This window comes from Pseudomonas sp. SWRI22 (genome assembly GCF_014268395.2).
Lineage (GTDB): Bacteria > Pseudomonadota > Gammaproteobacteria > Pseudomonadales > Pseudomonadaceae > Aquipseudomonas > Aquipseudomonas paracarnis.
The window spans coordinates 773252-787352 of sequence record NZ_JABWQK020000002.1; the positions used below are offsets into that span (position 1 = coordinate 773252).

Sequence of the window (14101 nt, forward strand, 5' to 3'; positions counted from 1 at the left end):
TCTTGCCCCACCACTCGGCACCTCGCTTAGGCTCGGTGTGCCCGAACACAGGCTTGAATCCGTGGGCCGCCGCCACGCGCCATCCATGGCGCGGGGCGGCTAACCCGGCGTCCTGCCGGGTTACCCACGAATTCAAGCCTGCGTTCGGCCAGCGTGGTTTAACGGGGCGCCTGAGATCAAGATCAAAAGCAGATCAAGAGCGACTCGCTTCGCATCGTGGTTACCGTCTGCTGTTACAACCCACAAAGTTGTGTAGATACCTATGCTCATCGCAGGCAAGCCAGCTCCCACATTTTGAGTTGTGAATACATTCAAATGTGGGAGCTGGCTTGCCTGCGATGGCGCCCGCGATGGCGGCGCTTATTTTGGTCCGAGAATCTTCACTAACTTATCCGGCGAAGGCGCCCCTTGCTGCTGCTGCAACCCACCCTTGTCATCCAGATAGAAGATCGCCGGCGTCGCCGACAGCTCCAGTTCATCCATCAGCTTCATATTGGCATCAAGCTTGGCCTCGACCTCGGCCGGGATCTTTTCCAGCGCCTTGAGCTTGCTGCCCTTGCCGGCGGCTTCGTGTTCTTGCAGGGCTTTTTGCGGGTCTTTGGCGGCGAGCAGGGCGGCGGATTTGCCTGGGCTGTCTTCGCGGATGATGCCGACCATGATGTGGCGCAACTGCACCTTGCCGGCCTTCACCCACGGGCGGGCCTGTTCCCAGAACATGTTGCAGTACGGGCAGTTGGGGTCGCTGAACAGGTAGACGGTGCGCGGGGCGTTTTTATCGCCGTCCTGGATCCAGCTGCTGTTTTCCATCTTGGCCCAGACTTCCTTGGCCATCGGCGCGTACACCAGTTTTTCCAGGGGCGCGGTGCTCAGGTCATTGCCTTGGGCGTCGTACAGGTTGCCCGCGATCACGTGCTTGCCGTCGGCGGTCAGGTACAGGGCCATGCCACGGTTCTGGTACTGGGCGGCGTAGCCGGTGAGGCCGCTGGGGGCATCGAATTTGCCGATGATCTTGGCACCTTTGGCTTCGATCTGTTTGATCGGGGCCGGCAGGTCTTCGGCCTGGGCCAGCGTAGCGGCTAGCGTCAAAGGCAGCAGGGTCAGCAGGTGGCGGAGGCGAGGCATGTCGGTTTCCTTGTCGTGGTGTTGTCGAAGGGTTCCATGGCACGGGCCAGGCTGGCTTCGGAGAGTTCGCCCAGGTGGCTGTTGATCAGGCGCCCATCGGTTTGGTAGAACAACGTAGTCGGCAGCGCCATGGAACCCACGGCCTGGCCGAGGCGGCCGCTGGCGTCGAACAGCACGTTGTCGAGGTTCAGGCCCTGGGTGGCCAGGTAAGTGCTGACGCTTTGCATGCTTTCGGCCTGGTTGACGAACAGGAAGGTCACATCGGGGCGCATGCGCTGGGCGTTTTCCAGCACCGGCATTTCGCGTCGGCACGGCGGGCACCAGGTGGCCCAGAGGTTGATCACCAACGGGCCGCCTTGATAATCCGCCAGTTGCACCACCTCGCCATTGGCATTGCGCAGGGTGATATCCGGCAGGCGCGTGCCTTTTTCGTACAGACTGAGGGACAGGCTGGTCATGCCCCAGAACACCAGGCCGGTGATCACCCCGGCGCTGAGCGGCTTGCGCAGGGCAGGGCGACGCCAGCCGTAGACCAGCGCGCCGAGGATCAGCGCGATGATCCCGGGCCAGGCGAGAAAGCCGCCGTCACGCAGGTCGACCATCTCCACCCAGTCGTGGCTGTAATAACTCCAGTACATCAGCACAAAGCTGACGCGGGCGGCGAGCAGGCCCAGCAGAAACAGGCTGAACAGCACCGACTCCGGGTTTTCGCCGCCGCGCTTGGCCACGCGCCAGCCCACCAGGGTGGCGAGAATCAGCGCGCTGATCAGCAGCAGGTGATTCAGGGCGATGGCGAAGGTGCCGATGGTGAGGGTCAGCATCAGAGAGCGTCCCGCGTCTGGGTCCAGCGTTGCAGGAAGGCGGCGGCGTCTACTTCGCCGGTGATGCGTTGGGCGCGGCGTTCTTCACCGTCCGGGCCGATCCACACGAAGCTCGGTGGCCCTGGCACTTTGTAGCGGCCCAGCAGCTCGCGGCTGGCGGCGTTGTCGGCGGTGACGTCCAGGCGTAACAGGCGCACGTCTTTGAGCGCGTCCATCACCTCGGGTTTGCCGAACACCTGTTTCTCCATGATCTTGCACGACACGCACCAGTCGGCGTAGTAGTCCAGCAGCACCCATTGGCCCTGGGCCTTGGCACTGTCGAGCTGGCTTTGCAGCACGGCCGGGTCGTTGATCGTGGTGAAGGCATCGTGGGCGCTCGGTGCACCGGCGACCTTTGAGCCGCTGTAGACCTTCAAGGGTTGCCACAGCTCATCGCTGCCACCGGCCGCCCCCACCACCAGCACCGCGCCCCACAGACCCAGCACCAGGGAACCAGCGCCGAATACCTTGGCCGCCAGGCCGGACTCACGGGCCAGCGCCCAGCCACAGTACGCCATCACCAGCGCCAAGGCGCCCCACAGGCCGATCCACAGGCTGTCGCCGACCACCGGGCGAATCATCAGCACCGCGGTGCCCAGGAACAGGAAGCCGAAGATGCCCTTGAGCACGTTCATCCAGGTGCCCGGCTTGGGCAGGAAGCGATTGCCCACAGTCACCAGCAGCAACAGCGGGATGCCGATACCGATGCCCATGGCAAACAGGATCAGCCCCCCGTGCAGCGCATTGCCGCTCTGGGCGATGTACAGCAGGGCGCCAGCCAGGGGCGCGGTCATGCACGGCCCCACCAGCAGGCCGGACAACGCGCCGAGCACACCGGCACCTACCAGGCTGCCACCGCTTTGCTGGCGGCTGACGTTATCGAGGCGGTCGCGCAGGAAGGCGGGCAGTTGCAGTTCAAAGAAGCCGAACATCGGCAGGGCGAGCAGCACGAACAACGCCGCAAAGCTGCCGAGGATCCACGGGGTTTGCAGTAACGCCGCCAGGTTGGCGCCGAGCAACGCGGCCATCACCCCCAGGGCGGCATACACCAGCGCCATGCACACCACGTAGCTGCCGGCCAGGGCAAAGCCGCGACGCGGGCTGGCGCCGCTACCGACCACCAGGCCAGCGAGGATCGGCAGCATCGGCAACGAGCAGGGCGCAAACGCCAACAGCAGGCCCAGGCCGAAGAACACCAGCAGGCTCCACCCCAGGCTGCGCTGCTGCAGGCCGCTGGCCAGGCTTTGATCCTGGGCTTGCGCGGTCGCGGCGACGGCCGGGTTGCCGCCCAGGTCCACGGTGATCGACTGCGGCGGATAGCACAGGCCCGCATCGGCGCAGCCCTGCCAGCCGAGCTTGACCTGGCCGGTGGTGCCAGCGGGGATCTTCACTTCCAGGCCCTGGCGATACACCTGTTGTTCACCAAAGAACTCGTCGCTATGGGCTTCACCCTCGGGCAGCACGGGTTTTTCGGCCAGGCCGTCGAACTTCATGCGCTGCTGGTACAGGTAGTAACCGTCGGCAATCTGCCAAAACAGCTGGGTTTCGCCGCTTTCAAGACGTTCGGAGGTAAAGGCGAAGGCTTTGCCTACCGGGAGGAAGTCGGGTTTGGTTTCGAAGGGGCTGCCCGGCGCTGCCTGGGCGAATCCCGCGAACAACACCAGCAGAAAGGTAAACAGATGCCGCATGGTCAAGCCTTAGTTCGATGCAAGTGAGGCACACAATGTGTGGCGTTGATTAACCGATGATTAACCGCCGCTATTCTAGAGCGTAGGGATTGTCCGGTGTTGCGAACTTTAGCGGCATAATGCGCGCTTAATCCGTGGCTTTTCTAATCGCGCCATCTTTCATGAAGGGTTAACCATGCACGTACTGGTCTGTGAAGACGACGAACTGATCGCCAGTGGCATCGTGGCCGGCCTGACCGCCCAGGGCTTTACCGTGGAGCGCGTGGCCACGGCCTCGGCGGCGCGGGCGATGCTCAAGGCCGCGGCCTTCGACATCATGGTGCTCGACCTCGGCCTGCCCGACGAAGACGGCCTCAAGCTGCTGCAACAACAGCGCAGCCAGGGGTTGGACATTCCGGTGCTGATCCTCACCGCGCGGGACTCGGTGACCAACCGCGTCGATGGCTTGCAAGCCGGCGCCGACGATTACCTGCTCAAGCCCTTCGACTTGCGTGAACTCGCCGCTCGCCTGCAAACCCTGTTGCGCCGGGTGGCGGGGCGCAGCGTCAACCTGATCGAACATGGGCGCCTGGCCTACGACCCCAGCAGCCGCGAGACCTTCCTCGGCGGCCAGCCGGTGGATCTGTCCCGGCGTGAACAGGCGTTGTTGCAGGCACTGTTGCACAACAAGGGCCGCGTACTGTCCAGCGAACAGCTCAAGGACAGCGTCTACGGCTTCAGCGACGAACTGGAAAGCAACGCCCTCAACGTGCATATCCACCACCTGCGGCGCAAGTTGGGCAATGGCATCGTGGAAACCGTCAGGGGGCTGGGCTATCGCCTGGGTACGGCTGATGGGGGAGACAACACGCCGTGATGAGCTTGCGTCTGCGCCTGACGTTCAAGCTGGGCGCCGCTTTTGTACTGATCTGGGTGCTGGCGGCCGCCTGGATGCTCAACGACTTGCGCAACCAGATGATGTTTTCCCTCGACCAGCGCCTGGTGGCCTCTGCGCGCATGGTGGCCGGGCTCACCGAGCAGATGCCGGGCCTGGCCAGCGTCAGCGGGGGCGCGCATTTGCGCACCGAACAACTGAATGTGCCGGGTGGCATGGCTTGCCAGGTCAGCTCCTTGCGTGGCGAGATCCTGGCGCGCAGTCATACCACGCCGGAGGAAGGGTTGGAGTCGCGCCGCAGCGGCTTTCGCGACCAGATCATCGACGGCGTGGGCTGGCGCAGTTTTACCCTGTCCCGTGGCGACTTGCTGATCACCACCGCCGACCGCCAGGTGGAGCGTGAAGCCCTCAACCTGTCGATCCTGCTGGCGGCGTCGGTGCCGGTCGGCGTGGCATTGCTGGGCTGCCTGTGCCTGCTGTGGCTGGGCATTGGCCAGAGCCTGGTGCCGCTCAACCGTATGCGGGATGCCCTGATGCGGCGCAGTGTCGACTCCCTCGAGCCTCTGCAGATTCATCCTCTGCCCAGTGAACTCAAGCCGTTGCTCGACACCCAGAACCAACTGCTGCAGCGCATCGCCAAGACCATCGAGCGCGAACGTCGCCTGACCGGTGACGCCGCCCATGAACTGCGCAGCCCGTTGACCGCGATCAAGACCCACCTGCAAGTCGCGCGCATGACCGAGGGCGCGGCCCGCGACCAGTCCCTGGCGCACGCCGAGGAGGGCGCCGATCGCTTGCATCGCACCCTGGAGCAACTGTTGTTGCTGGCGCGGGTGGAGGGCAGCCTGTCGTTTGACGATGGCCTGCAGTCCAGTGCCGAGGAAGTCGCCCGGTTGGCGATCCAGGATGCCAACGCCGGCGACAATTCACGCATTGATCTGATCCTGGCGCCGGATCTTTCCCCTGTTCCAGTGGCAATGCCTGTGGGCCTTGCCGTCGCGGCCTTGCGTAACCTGCTGGACAACGCCTTGCGCCATACCCCGGCCGATACCCGCGTGGAACTGCAGGTGTTTTCTACCCCGGATAACGTGGTGTTCCGCGTGCGTGACCATGGCCAGCAGATCTCCAGCGAAGACCTGCAATACCTCACCCAACGCTTCTGGCGCAATGGCAGCAGCGAAGGCTGTGGCCTGGGCCTGGCGATTGTCCAGGCGATCGTGCAGCGCTGTTCCTGCTCGTTGAACTTCGACAGCCAGCCCGATGGTATGCGGGTCGACCTGGGCATGCCGTTGCGGCGCTGAGCAGTCCTATTCACGTGGCAAATAATTACCGCCCGCCTGAGGCCCAAGCCTTCAGGATGGCGGTAATTTTTTTGCGCTTGAACGGGCCGAATGAGTCGGCCTGAATTGAAAAGGACTGTTCTTATGTTGGTGATCGACACCAGTTTCCCCGCCAGGGATTTCAACGACCGCCGCGGCGAATCCGTGCAGCAGGTGCTTGTGCACTACACGGCCGCGCCCTTTGCTTCCTCGCTACGCACCCTCACCCAAGATGGCGTCAGCGCCCACTATCTGCTGCCCGACCCCGCTGAACCCAGCTACCGCGCTGCCGGTTATGAAGAGCTGCGGGTGTTTCGCCTGGTGGACGAGGACCAGCGCGCCTGGCACGCAGGCGTGAGCTATTGGGCGGGGAAGGCCGATCTCAACAGCCGCTCGGTGGGCATTGAAATCGTTAACCTGGCGCGGCATGAAGCGGGAGTCTTTACCTTTCCGGAGTACGCACCGGCACAAATTGACCTACTGATTGAATTGCTTCGCGACCTGCTGGAGCGCTATCCGCAGGTGGGCCCCACTGACTGGCTCGGGCATTCGGACGTGGCCTACTGGCGCAAGAGCGACCCTGGGCCTCGGTTGCCCTGGCGTGTGCTGCATGAGGCCGGCATCGGGGCCTGGTTTGATGAATCGAGCCGGGCGATGTACCAGCGCCGCTTTTGTCTCGGCTTGCCGCCGGAGGTCGAAGTGGAGCGGGCGTTTCAGCGTTATGGCTACAAGCCCGCGCAGAATCGCCGGGCCTTTGAACAGCGCACCCGGGCGTTCCAGATGCACTTTCGGCCACGGGATTATTGTGGATTCCTGGATGCAGAGACCTGCGCGATCTTGTATGCCCTGAACGAAAAGTACCGCGGGATTTAATACCGAGCACTGTTCAAATGTAGGAGCGAGCTTGCTCGCGAAAAACGTCAACGATACCGCGGGCTTTCTGGATAAACGCGGCGCCGGGGAGTTTTTCGCGAGCAAGCTCGCTCCTACAATTGGATCTTCATTCATCAGTTAACAACCCTCGTCCCCTAAATCCTTTTCACGCTGAAGCGTCTCCACAACAGGAAATCCGTGCGCATGCCCTTGGGCCAGACGCCAACGGATCGGCAGTTTGGTCACGATCATCAGCGTATTGAGGGATCCACAGATGTCAGTCGCTACCAGCCGTATCGAAGACGCCCCGGTGCAGGCCGCGGAAACGCTCTATCAGTTTGACGAAAGCCCGCTGCTGGCCCGCCAGCGCCAGCAGGAATCCAACGCCCGCAGCTACCCACGGCGCATCCCCCTGGCACTCAAACGCGCCAAGGGCATTTACGTGGAGGACGTGGAGGGGCGGCGGTTTATCGACTGCCTGGCCGGCGCCGGAACCCTGGCGCTGGGGCATAACCACCCGGTTGTGATCCAGGCCATCCAGCAAGTGCTGAGCGACGAACTGCCCCTGCATACCCTGGACCTGACCACGCCGGTCAAGGATCAATTCGTGCAGGACCTGTTCGGTTTGCTCCCGTCGGAACTGGCGCGAGAAGCGAAAATCCAGTTCTGCGGCCCCACCGGCACTGATGCGGTGGAAGCCGCGTTGAAACTGGTGCGCACTGCCACAGGGCGCAGCACCGTGCTGTCGTTCCAGGGCGGCTATCACGGCATGAGCCAGGGCGCGCTGAGTTTGATGGGCAGCCTGGGGCCAAAGAAACCCTTGGGCGCCTTGCTCGGCAATGGCGTGCAATTCCTGCCATTCCCGTATGACTACCGTTGCCCGTTTGGGCTGGGTGGCGCCGAAGGTGTGCGGGTCAACCTGCATTACCTGGAAAACCTGCTCAACGACCCGGAAGCCGGCGTGCTGTTGCCAGCGGCGGTGATTGTCGAAGTGGTCCAGGGTGAGGGCGGTGTGATCCCGGCGGACCTCGACTGGCTGCGTGGCCTGCGCCGTATCACCGCGCAAGCGGGGGTGGCGCTGATCGTCGATGAGATCCAGAGCGGTTTTGGGCGTACCGGCAAAATGTTTGCCTTCGAACACGCCGGCATCATTCCGGACGTGGTGGTCATGTCCAAGGCGATTGGCGGCAGCCTGCCGCTGGCGGTGGTGGTGTATCGCGACTGGCTCGACACCTGGCTGCCGGGCGCCCATGCCGGGACGTTCCGCGGCAACCAGATGGCGATGGCGGCGGGCTCGGCTGTGATGCGCTACCTCAAGGATCACGACCTGGCAGGCCATGCGGCGACCATGGGCGAGCGCCTGGGCGAACACCTGCGCATCCTGCAGCGCGACTTCCCGCACCTGGGGGATATCCGTGGGCGTGGGCTGATGCTGGGGGTGGAGCTGGTAGACCCGACTGGCACGCCTGATAGTCAGGGCCATCCGCCGGTGCATCGCCAGCTGGCGCCGCTGGTGCAGCGCGAATGCCTCAAGCGCGGGCTGATCCTGGAACTGGGCGGGCGCCATGGCAGTGTGGTGCGTTTCCTGCCACCGCTGGTGATCACCGCTGGCGAAGTCGACCAGGTGGCTGAGATTTTCGGGCGCGCCTTGGCGGCGGCCGTGGCCAGCCTGTAATTTTCCAGGCCCTTGGTACGTTTCTACAGATATCAGTGCTGCGCGTGGTGCGCAGCCAGCCTTTGAGCGACGGAGAACAGCAATGACCTCAGTATTTGACCGCGACGACATCCTCTTTCAGGTAGTGGTCAACCATGAAGAACAGTATTCGATCTGGCCCGACTACAAGGCCGTGCCGGAAGGCTGGCGCACCGTGGGCAAGAGTGGCATGAAGAAGGAATGCCTGGCGTATATCGAGGAAGTGTGGACCGACATGCGGCCGTTGAGCCTGCGCCAGAAAATGGACGGCGCGGCCCTCGCCAACTGATTCACCCAATACCCTGTGTAGGAGCGAGCTTGCTCGCGAAGGGCGCAAGAACGCCGCGTTTACCCTGAATAAACGCGGCGTTCTGAAGTTTTTCGCGAGCAAGCTCGCTCCTACAGGGGGGTATGGGTATAGAGGTAATCCGTCGCCAACGACGCCAGCGTCCTCACGCCCACCACCAACGCCGACTCATCCACAAAGAACCCTGGGTTGTGATTCGGCGCCGCCTTGCTCATGTCCTGATCCCTTGGGGTCACCCCCAGGAAGACAAACAGCCCCGGCGCCTCCTTGGCATAGAACGAGAAGTCCTCGGCGCCACCCACCAACGGGCCTTGCACTACATCATCCTGAGCCGCCCAGCGCAGGCTCGGCAGCATTTTCTCGGTCAGCGCCGGATTGTTGATGGTGGGGTCGTACTTCTCGATGATCGTCACTTTGGCCTTGGCGCCACCGCTTTCGGCGATTTTCTCTACGGTTTGACGCACGTCTGCATGCAGCTTCTGGCGGATACCGTAGTCGTAGGAGCGAATGGTGCCGCTCATGTCCACCGACTCGGGGATGATGTTATAGCGGGTGCCACCGTTGATGGTGCCGATGCTCACCACAGAGGGGAATGACGAAATATCGGTACGGCGGCTGACCACGGTCTGCAGGCCGACAATGGTTTGAGCGCCAACGGTGATCGGGTCGATACCGTCCCAGGGGCGGCCGGCGTGGGTCTGTTTGCCGAGGATCCTGATGCGCAGGTCATCGGAGCTGGCCAGGGTCGGGCCCGGTCGGTAGGCGATTTGCCCGGCAGGCACACCGGCCCACACATGCAGGCCAAACACCGCATCGGGCTTGGGCGCTTTCATCACGCCTTCCTGCACCATCATCTTCGCACCCCAGGTGTTCTTGCCGTCGGGGATAAAGTCGCTGGGGCCTTCTTCGGCCGGTTGGAAATAAAACACCACGGTGCCGGGCAGGCGCTCGCGCATCCCGGTGAGAATCTTCGCAGTGCTCAGCAGGATAGCGGTATGGGCGTCGTGGCCGCAGGCGTGCATCACGTCGACTTCTTTGCCCAGGTAGGTGCCCTTGGCTTTGGAGGCGAAGGGCAGGTCGGCCACTTCCTTGACCGGCAGCGCATCCATGTCGGCGCGCAGGGCCACGGTCGGGCCGGGCAGGGCGCCTTTCAAGATGGCGACGACGCCAGTGCGGGCCACCCCGGTCTTCACCTCAAGGCCGAGTTCGCGCAACTGTTTGGCGACCAACTCGGCGGTGCGGGTTTCGGTATTGCCCAGTTCCGGATGGGCGTGGATATCGCGGCGGGTTTCCAACAGGCTGGGTTCGAGGATTTTTGCCTGGGCGGCAATGGTTTCCCGGGCACTGTCCTGGCCGCTGCTGGCGGCGATCACTGCACTGCTCGCGACCGCGCCGAGCAGACCCAAAACCCATTGGTGTGTCAGACCGTTCATTCGCATACCAACCTCTCCTTGCTTATTGTTGTGGATCTTTCTCCTGCACGCTGCCGGCAGTCTGCACCTGCACGCTCAAGCGCGGTGTCGCCAGGTCCAGCCCGGCTTCATCCAGGTGCCGCTTGAGCGACAGGTTGAATGCCCGCGACACTTCCCACTGCTTGATCGGCGCGGTCTTGAAGCGTGCGCGCAGGATCGCGCTGCCGGACTCGAAGCTTTCCACGCCCTGGATCTCCAGCGGCGACCAGATATTGCGGCGTTGCAGCGGGTCGTTGCGCATGGCATGGCCGACCTCGCGCATCAGTTTGATCGCGTCGTCGATTTCCATGTTGTAAGGGATCGCCACCCGGAAGATGGCGTAGCCGAACTCGCGGGAGTAGTTCTTGATGCTCTTGATTTCGCTGAACGGGATGGTGTGCACGATGCCGTCGATATCGCGCAGGCGCACGGTACGGATGGTCAGGCCCTCTACGGTACCGAGGTGGCCGCCGACGTCCACGTAGTCGTCGATGGCCAGGGAGTCTTCGATGATGATGAACAAGCCGGTGATCAAGTCGGCTACCAGCGATTGCGCACCAAAGCCGATGGCGATACCGATCACGCCCGCACCGGCCAGCAGTGGCGTAACGTTCATGCCCATGTTCGCCAGCGCCACGATGGCGGCGATGATGAAGATGGTCACGAACAGCACGTTGCGGATCAGCGGCATCATGGTTTGCGCACGCGCGTTGGCCAGGCCTTTGCGCGAACGGGTCAGTGCGTGGTGAATCGCGGTGTCGCTGAGGATCCAGATCAGCCAGGCGAACAACAAGGTCCCACCGAGGCCGAACAGCTTCACGGCTATTTCATGGCCTTCACCTTCGGTAAAGCGAATCATCGACAGGCCCCAGACCCGCAGCCCCAGTTCGATGAATACCAGCCACACCACCAGGTGCACCAGGGTGTAGACAAAGCCTTTGAGGCGTTCGGAGTACAGCGCGTGGCGTTTGTGCCCGCGTTGCGGCTTGAGAGCGTGGCGGCGCACCAGGCCGTTGATCACCATGCACAACACCAGCAGCACCGTGCACAGCAACGACTGGCGCAGGGCGGTGCTGGTGTCGCCGGCCGACAGGAAGGTGGCGAACAGTGAGATGCCCACCAGCAGAAGAGCCGGGATGTACCAGAAGGTGCCGATGATCGACAGAGTATCGGTGAGGGCGCGGCGCGTCAGTCGGCGCGACAGCGGCTGGTTGCGGATCAGGTGCGCGATGGGTCGGCGGAAACGCAGGATAAACACCCCGGTGGACAACGCCGCCATGACATTGGCCACGGTCGCGGCGGTGTGGGCCAGATGCTGGCCGAGCGCGGCAACCAGGCGCGGGTCGCTCAAGGCTTCGCCGAAGGCGGCAAAACTGCCGATCCACCACAGCGGGCGGAACGCCTGGTGGCGCAGGATATACAAGGCGCGGTGGCGGTGCGGGCCGTCGAGTACGGAGAAGGCAATCACGCAGATTGCCGAGAAACAGGTGCCGACCACCAAGGCATAGGCCAGCACCATGGCCAGGGATTTGCCCAGAGAGGAAGGCAGGGCGTAACTGAGGTAAACCGTAATCACCAAAGCGATCAGCCAGGGGCCCAGCTTGCGCAGGGCAAAGCGCAGCATGTCCCAGGTGCGCGGGTGCTGCGGCAGCTCTTCGGGCAGGCCGAAGCGCTCGCGCACTCGGTGGCTGAGCCAGATCAGCGCAGCGGCCAGCAGGCTCCATACGGCCAGGATCACGGCAAAACCGAAGATGATCGGCAGCCATTCGCTGGCCGGCAACATCAGGGCGGCCAGTTCATCCTTGGCCAGGTCGACTTCATTGGACCAGCGCCCCAGCGGGCTGTCGGCGCCGGAAAACTGCTGCTCAAAGCCCGACAGCGTACTGCCGATCAACCCGAGTACCCCGAGTTCGGCGGCGGGCTGGGCCTTTTGCGTGGCGGCGCGCAGTTTCTTCAGGTCGCTGAGCAACTGGGTGCGTTGCTGGTCGTTTTCCAGGGTTTTGATCACTTCGTCCAGCGACTGCCCCAGGGGCACTTCCGCCTGGGGTTGGGTCTTGCTGGAACCGCCCAGCATCCCGGGCAGGCCCACGGCTTGGGCGGGCATCACTGGCAGCAGCGTGAGCAGGGCGATCAGCAGGTAGCAGGGCAGGGCAAACAGACGGGAGAACACGAGGCGGTCAACCTTGAAAACGACGAATTGACCGAGTGTACGAGGCCGCTATGCCCAATGCGAGCGCATTTGTCACTGCGCCAGTTTGGCGAGGATCTTGTAGAGCACGGTGCCGAGGATCAACAGCATGCCGATCCACATGCCAAACACGCCCAGAGGCTTGTCGCGAAAGTTGAAGCCGACCGCGAGCATGATCATGCCGATCACGATGGGGATCAGCATGGCGTGGAATGAGGACATTGAGATCATGGCGAGGGGCGGCCTTGTCGGACTGGAAGTTCTGACAAGTCTAGGCCGGATTGGCAGAAGTGCAGTTTATGTGAGTCAGATAGCCTTATATCTGTTTGGAAACCCATCGCGGGCAAGCCCGCTCCCACACTGAAATGCATTCACAGGTCAAATGTGGGAGCGGGCTTGCCCGCGATGGGCGCGCCTGGGTCTCAGGGTAAATCGCGACTGGCGTAGAACGCCCCCAGCACCTTGACCAGATGCGCCAGGTCATGGCTGCCGCACAGCTCGCGGATCGAGTGCATGGCAAAGGTCGGCAAGCCGATGTCCACCGTACGCACGCCCAGGTGGCTGGCGGTGATGGGGCCGATGGTCGAGCCGCAGCCCATGTCGCTGCGTACCACGAAGCTTTGCACTGGCACTTCCTGGGCCATGCACAGGTGGCGGAAGAACCCGGCGGTTTCGCTGTTGGTGGCGTAGCGCTGGTTGCTGTTGACCTTGATCACCGGGCCGGCGTTGAGTTTCGGGCCGTGGTTGGCGTCGTGTTTCTCGGCGTAGTTGGGGTGCACACCGTGAGCGTTATCTGCCGACACCAGCAGGGATTTCTGAATGGTGCGTACGAATTCTTCACCTTCGGGCAGCAGGCGACGCAGGGTCTGTTCCAGCATCGGGCCATCGGCACCGCAGGCCGAGCAGGAGCCGACTTCTTCGTGGTCGTTGCACACCAGCACGCAGGTTTCATCGGAGTCGCTGGTGAGCAAGGCTTGCAAACCGGCGTAGCACGACAGCAGGTTGTCCAGGCGCGCACCGGCAATGAAGTCGCCATTGAGGCCGATCACGGCAGCACTTTGGGTGTCGTAGAAACTCAGCTCGTAGTCGAGCACCACATCGGCATTCAAACCATGCTCGCGGGCCAACTGTTCGGTGAGCACGGCGCGAAAGTCCACGCGTTCGTCACCGGCAAACTGAGCTAGGATCGGCGGCAGCTCGGTCTGGGCATTGATTGCCCAGCCCTGGTTGGCTTCACGGTTGAGGTGAATGGCCAGGTTGGGAATGATGGCGATCGGCAGCTTGAAATCGATCAGTTGGCTCTCGACCTTGCCATCGCGGCGGAAGGTAACACGGCCTGCCAGGGACAGGTCGCGGTCGAACCAGGGCGCCAGTAGCGCGCCGCCGTAGACTTCCACGCCCAGTTGCCAGAAGCCCTGACGTTGCAGCTCCGGCTGGGGCTTGACCCGCAGGCACGGGCTGTCGGTGTGGGCGCCGACCATGCGGATACCGTCCTGCAGCGGCGATTGGCGGCCGAGCTTGAAGGCGATGATCGAGGAATCGTTGCGGGTCACGTAGTAGCGACCGTTGGCCTCGGTGGCCCAGGTGTCGCGCTCGTCGAGACGCTGGTAACCGGCCGCTTCCAGGCGCTGGGCGAGGGCGGCAGTGGCATGAAAAGGAGTAGGGGAGGCCTTGAGGAAGTCGATCAGGCCTTGATTCAACGCTTCGCGCATAAATAGCTCCAGAC

General features: G+C 63.1%; 12 protein-coding genes. 5 read left to right on the top strand and 7 right to left on the bottom strand.

Annotated features, from left to right (window positions below; all coding sequences use genetic code 11):
• Nucleotides 1-360 precede the first annotated feature (360 nt).
• From dsbG to dsbD, 3 genes are read right to left on the bottom strand one after another with little or no spacing between them, the layout of a single operon-like run.
• Nucleotides 361-1122, bottom strand: coding sequence for a thiol:disulfide interchange protein DsbG (gene dsbG, locus HU730_RS20870; protein ID WP_020302229.1), 762 nt, complete (start codon nt 1120-1122; stop codon nt 361-363).
• Complete coding sequence (locus tag HU730_RS20875; RefSeq protein ID WP_186527473.1) at nt 1098-1943, bottom strand: TlpA disulfide reductase family protein; 846 nt, start codon at nt 1941-1943, stop codon at nt 1098-1100. Before HU730_RS20875 ends, dsbG begins: the two co-directional genes overlap by 25 nt.
• Nucleotides 1943-3670 carry a protein-disulfide reductase DsbD gene (gene dsbD / locus HU730_RS20880; protein WP_034126123.1) on the bottom strand — a complete coding sequence of 576 codons (1728 nt, stop codon included), beginning with the start codon at nt 3668-3670 and terminating at the stop codon, nt 1943-1945. The genes HU730_RS20875 and dsbD overlap by 1 nt, the downstream gene beginning before the upstream one ends.
• A 175-nt stretch (nt 3671-3845) precedes the next feature.
• Here dsbD and HU730_RS20885 point away from each other — a divergent pair, with 175 nt between their 5' ends.
• The 5 genes from HU730_RS20885 to HU730_RS20905 all read left to right on the top strand — a co-directional run bounded on the left by HU730_RS20885 (nt 3846) and on the right by HU730_RS20905 (nt 8718).
• On the top strand, nt 3846-4526 hold the full coding sequence (locus tag HU730_RS20885; RefSeq protein WP_034126124.1) for a response regulator: 681 nt from the start codon (nt 3846-3848) through the stop codon (nt 4524-4526).
• A complete protein-coding gene (locus tag HU730_RS20890) occupies nt 4526-5845 on the top strand; it encodes an ATP-binding protein (protein WP_186527474.1) in 1320 nt (439 codons plus the stop codon). The genes HU730_RS20885 and HU730_RS20890 overlap by 1 nt, the downstream gene beginning before the upstream one ends.
• 123 nt (nt 5846-5968) lie before the next feature.
• Nucleotides 5969-6736 carry an N-acetylmuramoyl-L-alanine amidase gene (locus tag HU730_RS20895; RefSeq protein ID WP_106118209.1) on the top strand — a complete coding sequence of 256 codons (768 nt, stop codon included), beginning with the start codon at nt 5969-5971 and terminating at the stop codon, nt 6734-6736.
• 274 nt (nt 6737-7010) lie between these two features.
• Nucleotides 7011-8411, top strand: a complete 1401-nt coding sequence (locus HU730_RS20900) for an aspartate aminotransferase family protein (RefSeq protein WP_054896341.1) — start codon at nt 7011-7013, stop codon at nt 8409-8411.
• Nucleotides 8412-8493: 82 nt separating this feature from the next.
• On the top strand, nt 8494-8718 hold the full coding sequence (locus HU730_RS20905; RefSeq protein WP_003192847.1) for an MbtH family protein: 225 nt from the start codon (nt 8494-8496) through the stop codon (nt 8716-8718).
• A 110-nt stretch (nt 8719-8828) separates the two neighbouring features.
• On the opposite strand, the gene HU730_RS20910 is transcribed toward HU730_RS20905, so the two are convergent.
• From HU730_RS20910 to HU730_RS20925, 4 genes are all read right to left on the bottom strand, one after another.
• Complete coding sequence (locus HU730_RS20910; protein WP_034126127.1) at nt 8829-10175, bottom strand: amidohydrolase; 1347 nt, start codon at nt 10173-10175, stop codon at nt 8829-8831.
• Nucleotides 10176-10191: 16 nt separating this feature from the next.
• Complete coding sequence (locus tag HU730_RS20915) at nt 10192-12357, bottom strand: mechanosensitive ion channel domain-containing protein (RefSeq protein WP_034126128.1); 2166 nt, start codon at nt 12355-12357, stop codon at nt 10192-10194.
• 72 nt (nt 12358-12429) lie between these two features.
• Nucleotides 12430-12597 carry a hypothetical protein gene (locus HU730_RS20920; protein ID WP_003192842.1) on the bottom strand — a complete coding sequence of 56 codons (168 nt, stop codon included), beginning with the start codon at nt 12595-12597 and terminating at the stop codon, nt 12430-12432.
• A gap of 200 nt (nt 12598-12797) precedes the next feature.
• On the bottom strand, nt 12798-14087 hold the full coding sequence (locus HU730_RS20925) for a M18 family aminopeptidase (protein WP_034126129.1): 1290 nt from the start codon (nt 14085-14087) through the stop codon (nt 12798-12800).
• Between the last annotated feature and the right edge of the window lie 14 nt (nt 14088-14101).